The following is an 8,997-nucleotide window of genomic DNA, read 5'->3' as shown; positions in this document are numbered from 1 at the left end:
CGACGCTCCCCCCGCGGGAGGCGCGTCCGCCGCGTCGGCGCGGATGCGCGCCATCATCGCGCGCCGCATGACCGAGAGTTTGCGCGGCACGGCGCAGCTGACGCTCACCACCGAAGTGGACATGGCGGAGTCGGCGAGACTCCGCGACGAGGTCGGTCCGGAGCTCGAGCGCCGCGGGGGCATCCGGCCGACCTACACCGACATCGTCGTGCGCGCGTCGGCGGCCGCCCTGCGCGATCATCCGCGGCTCAACGCGCGCTGGGACGGCGACGGCGCGCGGCGGCTTGCCGAGATACACCTCGGTCTCGCCGTCGCGCTCGACGAAGGGGTCGTCGTCCCCGTGATCCGGCACGCGGATCGCCTGACGCTGGCGCAGATCTCCGCCGCGGTCCGGGATCTCTCCGAGCGGGCGCGGGGATTCAAGCTGCGGCCCGAGGAGATGGACGGCGGAACGTTCACCGTCACCAATCTCGGCATGTTCGACGTCGACGCCTTCACGCCGATCCTGAATCCGCCCGAGGCGGCGATCCTCGGCGCCGGCCGCGTGCACGACCGGCCCGTGGCGGCCGGCGGGCGGATCGAGGTGCGGCCGACCATGGTGCTGTCGCTGACCTTCGACCACCGGGTCGTGGACGGCGCGCCGGCGGCGCAGTTCCTGCAGCGCGTCAAGCACGTGCTCGAGCACCCGTACCTCCTCCTGCTGCCGTAGCACGGGTCCGGGAATCGGAGGCGCACGATGGAACTGCCGCTCACCCCGCTCGATCTGGCCCGCCGGGCGCGCGCGCTGTACCCGGAGCGCGAGGCCGTCGTCGACGGCGCCCGCCGGCTGACGTACGAAGAGTTCTTCCGGCGGTGCGACCGCTGGGCGGGCCAATTGCAGGCCTTCGGCGTGCGGCCGGGCGACCGGGTCGCCTACATCGCGCCGAACATCCACGGCCTGCTGGAGGCGTTCTACGCCGTGCCGCAGATCGGGGCCGTGCTGGTGCCGATCAACTACCGGCTGGCGGAGGGGGACTTCGACTACATCATCAACCACAGCGGCGCCCGCGTGGTGTGCGCCGCCGCCGAGCATCTCGCGGCGGTGGACGGGATCCGGGCGTCGCTGCCGAACGTCCGGCAGTTTGTGGCGCTGGACGGCGCGCGGGCGGGATGGCTCGACTACGACGATCTGCTCGAGCAGTCGAGCGGGCGGTACGAGCGGCCGGAGATCGCGGAGGGCGATCTCCTGACGATCAACTACACGAGCGGCACCACCGCCCGGCCGAAGGGCGTCATGATCACTCACCGCAACGCCTACATGAACGTGCTGGGTACGCTGGTGCACATCCACATGACGCCGGCCGACCGTTACCTGTGGACGCTGCCGATGTTCCATGCCAACGGCTGGACGTTCGTCTGGATCGTCACGGCCGTGGGCGGCACGCATCTCTGCCTCCGGCGCGTGGAGCCCGACCAGGTATTCGCGCTCTGCCGGGACGAGGGCGCGACGATGATGTGCGCGGCGCCCACCGTCCTCATCCGGCTCGCCAACGCGCCCGAGGAGCTCCGGCGGGGGGTCCCGCGCGGGATTCGCGTGGTGACCGCGGGCGCGCCGCCGGCCGCGGCCACGATCGGCCGGATCGAAGGCGATCTGGGGTGGGAGATCTCCCACGTCTACGGGCTCACCGAGACGGCGCCGTTCATCACGATCTGCGAGCCGCGGCCCGAGCACGCCCGCCTGTCCGCCGAGGAGCGCGCCGCGGTGAAGGCGCGGCAAGGCGTGGAACTGATCCCTTCCGGGGAGCTCCGCGTCGTCGACGGCGCAGGCCGCGACGTGCCCCACGACGGCCGGACGATGGGCGAGATCGTCGTGCGGGGCAACGTCGTCATGAAGGGCTACTTCAACGATCCGGAGGCGACGGCCAAGGCCTTCGCCGGGGGCTGGTTCCACAGCGGCGACGGGGCCGTCGTGCACCCCGACGGCTACGTCGAGATCCGGGACCGGATCAAGGACGTCATCATCAGCGGCGGCGAGAACATCTCGTCGGTGGAGGTCGAGGCGGCGCTCCTCCGTCATCCGGCGGTCCAGGAGGTGGCCGTGGTCGGACTGCCGGATGCGCAGTGGGGCGAGGCGCCGCATGCCTTTATCGTGCTGCGGGCCGGGGCCTCCGCGGACGAGGCGGATCTCCGGGCGTTCGCGCGCGGGGCCCTCGCCCACTTCAAGGTGCCGAAGACCTTTCGCTTCGTGGACGACCTGCCGCGGACGGCGACCGGGAAGATTCAAAAATTCGTTCTGCGCGGGACGCACGCCACGATCGCACGGCAGTAGCGCGGATGGCCGGCGAGTTGCACGTCCTGTTCGGCGCCGGGCAGGTGGGGCAGACGCTGGCGCGCCGTCTGCTTGACGACGGCCGGCGGGTGCGGATCGCGAAGCGCTCGCGGGGCTCCGTTCCCGCGGGCGCCGACCTGGTCACGGGCGACGCGTCGGATCCGGCCTTCTGTCTGGACGCGGCCCGCGGCGCGTCCACCGTCTATCACTGCATGAATCCGCCCTACGACGCCCGCGTCTGGGCCGACGTGCTACCGCGCTACATGGAGAACCTGATCGCCGCGGCCGCGCGTGCGGGCGCGCGGCTGGTGGTCCTGGACAACGTCTACATGCTGGGCCGGCCCGCGGGGCGGCCGCTGGACGAGGACACGCCTCCCCGTCCCTGCAGCCGCAAGGGAGAAATCCGGGCGCGCGCGGCCGACCGGCTGTTCGAGGCGCATCGTCGGGGCGAAGTCCGGGCGACGAGCGGCCGCGCGTCGGATTACTACGGTCCCGGCGGCACCCTCACACATCTGGGCGACCAGTTCTGGCGGCCGGCGCTCGCCGGCCGCACGGCCCGCGTGCTTGTCAACCCCGACGCGATCCACACCTACCACTACATTCCCGACGTCGCCGCCGGCCTCGCCGCGCTCGGCACCGCGGGCGACGACGCGTACGGCGGACCGTGGATGCTTCCGTGCGCGCCGGCCGGGACGATGCGGGCGCTGGCGGCGCGGTTCTCCCGCCATCTTCGGCGTGAGATTCGGTTGGCCGGGATCCCGCGCTGGGCGGTGAGGGCGATCGGACTCGCGGTTCCGCTCGTGCGTGAGGCCGAGGAGATGCTCTACCAATGGGACGAGCCCTTCGTGATCAATGATGCCCGCTTTCGCGCGCGTTTTGGGCTGGAGCCGGCCGGTGTCGAACAGGCGGCCGCGGACACGGTGGCCTGGGCGACGCAACACTACGCGGCGCGCGTCTGAGCCGCCGACGGCGCGACGGCCGGGGAGTGTCCCCCGGCCGTCGCGCGCGCCCACAATCGATGGTCGGTCGAGCCTACGAGCCGGTGCCTCCGTCGGGCGGAGCCTGGACCTGGGGTTGCGGCGGGGTGTGGACGGAATCATTGCACGCGAACGCCGCCGAGGCCGCAATCGCCACCGCGGCGAGCGCGATCAGGGCCGTGAGAAGCCTGAACATGGTCGCCCTCCCTTCGCTCGGCCCGGTCGTCCTCCGCCGGACCTGTACCTGCGCCGTTCGTCGCGTTATAGAGAAGTCCTGCCCCGCCGCGGGCATCCTGACCCGCTCCGGGCGGGTGCTACAATGAGGCCCGATGCGATTCCGTCCTGACGTCGACTATTACGAGATCCTGCAGGTGCACCCCCGCGCGTCGGCGGAGATGGTCAAGAAGGCCTACCGGACCCTGATGGGGGAGATGGGGGGCCACCCCGACCTCGGCGGGGACGAGGAGCGCGCGAAGTTGCTCAACGAGGCCTACGCGGTGCTGGGCGATCCGGCCCTTCGCCGTGCATACGACCAAGCCCGTGCCCGGGTGGCGCCGAGGGGGAATGGTGGGGGACTCGGCACCGGGTGGCCGGGCACGGGCCGGCCGTCGTCTCAGGGCTCGCGGACCGACCTCGAGCGGTGGTCGGTCTTTGTCACCAAGGTCCTCTTCTCGGCAATCATCGTCGTGGTGGGGATGATGATCGCGCGTCTGATCGAGAATCCGGCGGTCGATCTCGCCGACATGATCGCGGCCATCGTCATGCTGGTCCGGATTTGGCAGCAGGCCGGCGGCGGGCGATGAACCGGATGCCCTCAGCCTAGCGCGCGAAGATTATGCGGGGGTTAACAACCGCGTCGGGTTGAGCGAAAACTCGTACAAAGGGAGGCGGCGCCGGCCGGGGTGATTTTCCTTGCGGCGTGCGCCCCCGTGTGTTATACAATCAATCGGAACGACCACCTGAACGACGCAAGATCCGCCGCCTCGACGCGTGCGGATGGTGCGGCAGGCCCCGAGGCCTTCGGCGTGCATCGCCGGGGGCCGTTTGGTTTTCTTGCCGGCCCGCCGCCGCAGGCGTGCGATCTCAGAGGAGGCTGCGAGAGGACATGGCTGGACGAGTCGGTACCATCGCAGGCAAGCGCGTCGTCATCGTCGACGACGAAGCGGTGATCCGGATGGGGGTGCGCGCGATCCTGGAAGATGCCGGGCACACCGTGGTCGGGGAAGCGTCTTCGGGGAGCGACGCGCTCAAGGTCATCCCCGAGGTCGTGCCCGACCTCGCGCTGCTGGATATCCGGATGCCCTCCCCCGACGGGATGGAGGTGGCGCGGCGGCTGCGGGCCGAGTTTCCGGTTCCGGTCGTCTTTCTGACCGCCTTCAGCGACCGGCGGCTGCTCTTCGAGGCCGCGGAGGCGGGAGGCTACGGCTACATCGTAAAGCCCGTCCGCGAAGGTGAGATCCTCGCGGCCGTGGAGGTCGCCGCCGCGCGGTGGGACGAACTGCACGCCGCCAAAGACGCGCTCGAAACGCGCAAGCTGGTCGAGCGCGCCAAGGGCATTCTGATGCAGCGCCTCAACCTCAGCGAAGACGATGCGCACCACCTGCTGCACCGGCGGAGCCGCCATCTTCGCCGCGCCGTGCGGGAAGTCGCGCGGGACATTCTGGAGACGGAAGAGGCGATTCGCCGGCAGCACGTGCAGAAGTAGTCTCGCGGGCGACGCTCCCGCCGCCGCGATCGGGCGGCCGGATCAGGCCGGCTCCCGGCCGTGCCGCCGCACCATCCGGACCGCCTCGGCGACGAGCGCCGCGTTGTCCGGCGCGCGGCGTCCGTCGGGGAGAGTCACGGTGTCCTCCAGGCCGACGCGGATGTCACGGCCGCGGTCGAGCGCGGCCGCGAGCACCGCCCAGGTCGCCGGACCCTCCCCGTGATGCACGCGCGGCAGCCCGATCCCCGCGGCGTCGAGTGCGGCGTCGATCGCCGCCGCCGCGGCGACCGCCTCCTCCGGGTCCGCGGGCTGCGTTTCCACGAGGACGCGCAGGCACCGGCCGGCGAGACCGCTCGCGATGAAGGCCCTGGCGTCCTCCATCGACCAGAGGCCCGCCTCGATCCCGACCCCGCGGCGCAGCAGAACCGCGCACACGTCGGCGGTGCCGGGCTCGGAGAAGTTGACCGAGGCGAACTCCGGCAGCACGGTCCACGCCTCGATGTGCGCCAGGCGCGCCCGAGGGCCGGACGCGATCCACGCCGCCGTGCTGAGGCCCACCGGGATTCCCGGACAGTCGCCGCGGATCGCCGCGACGGCGGCCGCGCAGGCCGCGGGATCGAGCGTTTCGCGCTCGTCGCCGGCGCGGGGATGCACGTGGAGCGCCGCGGCGCCGGCCGCGATCGCCGCGCGCGCGTCCGCCGCCAGTTCCCGCGGAGTCACCGGGGTCGCCGCATGGTCGGCCCGCCGCCGGCCGCCGTTCAGGCAGGCCTTGACCAGCACGCCGCGTTCAGGCACCGAGGGCCGTCCGCGCCAACGCCCGCTAGAGGGCCGGTGCGCGCGCGCCCCAGCGGGTCGCCCGTTCGTAGGCCGCCGCGAGCCGGAGGATCGTCACTTCCTCGAACGGCCGGCCGCCGAGCTGCAGCCCCAGCGGCAGCCCGCCGGTCGTGAAGCCGCACGGCACCGTGACGCTCGGGAAACCGAGAAAGCTGAACGGCTTGTTGTAGACCGGCGAGCCGGTGCCGGCGAGGCCCGCCGGGGCGGGGCCGGGCGCGGACGGCGTGGCCAGCACGTCCACGGCGCCCATCACGGTCCGCATCGCCTCGATCGTCAGCGTGCGGATCTGCTGCGCGCGCACGTACGCCGGGGCGGGCACGTGAAATCCGGCCTCGATGATGGCGCGAAGCTTGTGACCGTACTCGCCGGCGCGGGTGCGGTACGTGTCGGCGTGGACGGCGGCGGCCTCGACGTGGTGGATGAGCTCGTGCGCGTCCATGGCCGCGGCGAATAGGTCGGGCAGGCGTACCTCGTCGATCCGGCAGCCGAGATCGCCGAGCGCGCGCAGCGCCTCCCGATACGCGGCCGCGCCCTCCGGGTCGAGGCCGTCCGTGAAGTACCGGTCGGGGACGCCGACGCGCAGTCCCCGCACCGCCGCCTCGGCCGCGCGCGCATCGTCGAGGGCCGCCACCGCGCGCGGCGGCGCCGGCGTCGAGAGCGTGGTCGGATCAGCGGCATCGGGTCCCGCGATCGCGTCGAAGAGCATCGCGACGTCCCGCACGGTGCGCGCCATGGGACCCGGATGATCGAGCGTCCACGCGAGGGGATGGACGCCGTGGCGGCTCACGCGGCCGAAGGTGGGCTTGAGCCCGACGACACCGCAGAAGGCGGCCGGCCGGCAGATGGAGCCGGAGGTCTGACTCCCGAGCGCGCCGCCGCACATCCGCGCGGCGAGGGCCGCGGCGGAGCCGCTGCTCGACCCGCCCGGCGTGTGGTCGAGCGCCCAGGGATTGCGCGCCGGCGACGGATCGAAGGACGCGAACTCGGTGGTGTGGGTCTTGCCGACGACGACGGCGCCCGCCTGTCGCAGCCGGGCGACCGCCGTCGCGTCGTACGCCGGGACGAAGCCGGCCATGATGCGCGACCCGCACGACGTCTCCAGGCCCGCGGTGTAGAAGATGTCCTTGAGGCCGACCGGGATGCCGTGGAGCGGTCCCGCGTGGCTCCCGGACCGGCCGAGCTCGGTCAACCGCCGGGCCGCCCCGCGGGCGTCGCCGGCCTGCACCCGCGCCCATGCCTGCACGCGAGACTCGATGCGTTCGATGCGGTCGAGCGTGGCGTCGAGCAGTTCCAGAGGCGACAGCCGTCCCGCGGCGATCTCAGCGGCGGCGTCGCTCGCCGACAATGCCCAGGGTTCAGCCATCGCCGCGGGACAGACGGGGCGCCCCGGCCGGGTCGGTGTCGCGGGAGACCGGTACTGCGGCGACGCGTTCGATGCGCCCGCGCGTGACGGCCCACTCCTCGCTGAACCGTTCGCCCCGCGCCGCCGGCAGCCCGAGGATCACCGTGACCACATCGGCCTCCGGCCCGCCGGGGGGCAACTGGGCGTCCGGCGGGGTGGACGGTCGCGTGTGCGGCGGGCGTCTCGAAGACGGGCGTTTCGGGGACATACAAGGGGCTTGGCCCGGGGGACGGGAACTTCCTCCCGTGTCTACCGTCGGTCCCCGCGACGCGGAGCGCCCGTTCGTTCTCGCCCTCGATCTCGGCAGCGGTTCGCTGCGGGCCACCGTGTACGACCGCCTCGGCCGGGAGGTCGGCGGGACCGAGGGCCGGACGCCGACGGACTGGCGGGAGACGGCGGACGGCGGCATCGAAGCGGACGCCGAGGCCCTCGTCGAGGGCGCGTGCCGCGCGATCGACCAGGCGCTGGCAGGCGCCGGTGCCTCGGCCCCAGAGATTCGCGCCGTCGGCGTCTCCACGTTCTGGCACAGCCTGCTCGGGCTCGACGTGGACGGCGCAGCCGTCACGCCCCTGTATTCCTGGGCCGACGGACGCAGCGGAGCGGCGGCGCGCGACCTGCGCGCCCGGCTCGACGAAGAGGCGGCGCGCCGTCGGACCGGGTGCACGTTTCATCCGAGTTATCTTCCCGCACGGCTGGCCTGGCTGCGCGCGGCGCACCCCGGCCGTTTCCGCGCCGCACGAACGTGGCTCGGGATCGGCGAGTATCTGACACTTCGTCTCTTCGGCCGGGCGGTCTCGAGCCTGTCGATGGCGTCGGGGACCGGGCTGTTGGACGTCCGGCGGTGCGTGTGGGACGGCGAGATCCTCGGGGCCCTCGGACTGGCACCGGAGCAAATGCCGCCGCTCGTCGATCTCGATTCGCCGTTGACCGGGTTGAAGACCGAGTACGCGGCGCGGTGGCCGGCACTCGCGCAGATCCCGTGGCTGCCGGCCGCGGGCGACGGCGCGCTCAGCAACGTCGGCACCGGGTGCGTCACGCCGGGGCGGGCGGCACTCAGCCTCGGCACCTCGGGCGCGATGCGCGTCATGCGATCCGGCGAGGCGCCGGAGGTGCCGCGTGCGTTGTGGGTGTACCGTGTCGACCGCCGCCACGTGCTTGCGGGCGGGGCGATCAGCAACGGCGGCAGCGTGTACCGCTGGGTGGGCGAGCGCATGGCGCTCGACGACCCGGCGGCCCTCGATCGGGCGCTTCGGCGCCGGACCCCCGACGCGCACGGTCTCGTGGTGCTGCCCTTTTTCGCCGGCGAGCGGAGCCCCTCGTGGCCGGTCGCCGCGCGCGGCGCCATCGTGGGACTGACCCTCGCGACCGAGCCGATCGACGTGCTTCAGGCCGGCGTCGAGGCGGTCGCCTACCGCCTGGCCCTGGTGTGGGAGGCGCTGCGCGGGGCGGTCCCCGAGATCCGCGAGATCGTCGCGAGCGGAGGCGCCCTGACGCACCTGCCGGTATGGCTGCAGATCATCGCGGACGTACTGGGGCACGACATCGTCCGTTCCGCGGAGGATGAGGGGAGCAGCCGCGGCGCCGCGTTGCTCGCGCTCCGGGCGCTCGGCGCGCTGCGCATCGAGGAGACGGCGGTGCCGCGCGCCTTCGTCGTGCGCCCCGACCCGTCGCGGCACGACCGGTACCTCGCGGCGCGGGCACGGCACGCGCAGGCCGAGCACGCGTTGGAGCCGCTGCAGCCCCCGCAGGGTGCGTGACAGCGGTATCCCGG

The 8,997-nt window shown here is 72.9% G+C and carries 10 protein-coding genes; 6 read left to right on the top strand and 4 right to left on the bottom strand.

Translation table 11 applies throughout. The annotated features are described in order from the left end of the window. From VGZ23_08770 to VGZ23_08760, 3 genes are all read left to right on the top strand, one after another. A partial coding sequence (locus tag VGZ23_08770) for a 2-oxo acid dehydrogenase subunit E2 (protein ID HEV2357684.1) occupies positions 1-709 on the top strand: 709 nt, incomplete at its 5' end. A gap of 27 nt (positions 710-736) precedes the next feature. Continuing rightward, positions 737-2,308, top strand: a complete 1,572-nt coding sequence (locus tag VGZ23_08765) for a long-chain-fatty-acid--CoA ligase (GenBank protein HEV2357683.1) — start codon at positions 737-739, stop codon at positions 2,306-2,308. A gap of 5 nt (positions 2,309-2,313) precedes the next feature. Further along, positions 2,314-3,267 carry an NAD-dependent epimerase/dehydratase family protein gene (locus tag VGZ23_08760; protein ID HEV2357682.1) on the top strand — a complete coding sequence of 318 codons (954 nt, stop codon included), beginning with the start codon at positions 2,314-2,316 and terminating at the stop codon, positions 3,265-3,267. Positions 3,268-3,340: 73 nt separating this feature from the next. Here the strand turns inward: VGZ23_08760 and VGZ23_08755 are convergent, their stop codons facing one another. Continuing rightward, positions 3,341-3,481, bottom strand: a complete 141-nt coding sequence (locus tag VGZ23_08755; protein HEV2357681.1) for a hypothetical protein — start codon at positions 3,479-3,481, stop codon at positions 3,341-3,343. Between the two features lie 133 nt (positions 3,482-3,614). Between VGZ23_08755 and VGZ23_08750 the strand changes: the two genes are divergently transcribed. Further along, a complete protein-coding gene (locus tag VGZ23_08750) occupies positions 3,615-4,088 on the top strand; it encodes a J domain-containing protein (protein ID HEV2357680.1) in 474 nt (157 codons plus the stop codon). 302 nt (positions 4,089-4,390) lie between these two features. Continuing rightward, positions 4,391-4,990: a response regulator gene (locus VGZ23_08745; GenBank protein ID HEV2357679.1), complete on the top strand. Its 600-nt coding sequence runs from the start codon at positions 4,391-4,393 to the stop codon at positions 4,988-4,990. A 42-nt stretch (positions 4,991-5,032) separates the two neighbouring features. Here VGZ23_08745 and VGZ23_08740 read toward each other — a convergent pair whose 3' ends face one another. From VGZ23_08740 to VGZ23_08730, 3 genes are read right to left on the bottom strand one after another with little or no spacing between them, the layout of a single operon-like run. Further along, positions 5,033-5,785, bottom strand: a complete 753-nt coding sequence (locus VGZ23_08740; protein ID HEV2357678.1) for a 3-keto-5-aminohexanoate cleavage protein — start codon at positions 5,783-5,785, stop codon at positions 5,033-5,035. A gap of 25 nt (positions 5,786-5,810) precedes the next feature. Continuing rightward, positions 5,811-7,187 (bottom strand): amidase, encoded by a 1,377-nt coding sequence (locus VGZ23_08735; GenBank protein ID HEV2357677.1) that lies wholly within the window; start codon positions 7,185-7,187, stop codon positions 5,811-5,813. Further along, a complete protein-coding gene (locus VGZ23_08730) occupies positions 7,180-7,338 on the bottom strand; it encodes a hypothetical protein (protein ID HEV2357676.1) in 159 nt (52 codons plus the stop codon). The genes VGZ23_08735 and VGZ23_08730 overlap by 8 nt, the downstream gene beginning before the upstream one ends. Before the next feature lie 133 nt (positions 7,339-7,471). On the opposite strand from VGZ23_08730, the gene VGZ23_08725 reads away from it, so the two are divergent. Next, positions 7,472-8,983, top strand: a complete 1,512-nt coding sequence (locus VGZ23_08725; GenBank protein HEV2357675.1) for a gluconokinase — start codon at positions 7,472-7,474, stop codon at positions 8,981-8,983. Positions 8,984-8,997: the final 14 nt, after the last annotated feature.

Source organism: bacterium (assembly GCA_035945995.1).
Classification (GTDB): Bacteria; Sysuimicrobiota; Sysuimicrobiia; order Sysuimicrobiales; family Segetimicrobiaceae; genus DASSJF01.
Note: the sequence above shows the minus strand (reverse complement) of the source record. Positions and strands in the feature narration are given on the sequence as shown.

What these genes read in the sequence shown, in the direction of transcription:
- VGZ23_08750 (HEV2357680.1), top strand. Translation starts at nt 3,615, where the DNA reads ATGCGATTCCGTCCTGACGTCGACTATTACGAGATCCTGCAGGTGCAC.
- VGZ23_08735 (HEV2357677.1), bottom strand. Translation starts at nt 7,187, where the DNA reads ATGGCTGAACCCTGGGCATTGTCGGCGAGCGACGCCGCCGCTGAGATC.
- VGZ23_08760 (HEV2357682.1), top strand. Translation starts at nt 2,314, where the DNA reads ATGGCCGGCGAGTTGCACGTCCTGTTCGGCGCCGGGCAGGTGGGGCAG.
- VGZ23_08745 (HEV2357679.1), top strand. Translation starts at nt 4,391, where the DNA reads ATGGCTGGACGAGTCGGTACCATCGCAGGCAAGCGCGTCGTCATCGTC.
- VGZ23_08765 (HEV2357683.1), top strand. Translation starts at nt 737, where the DNA reads ATGGAACTGCCGCTCACCCCGCTCGATCTGGCCCGCCGGGCGCGCGCG.
- VGZ23_08755 (HEV2357681.1), bottom strand. Translation starts at nt 3,481, where the DNA reads ATGTTCAGGCTTCTCACGGCCCTGATCGCGCTCGCCGCGGTGGCGATT.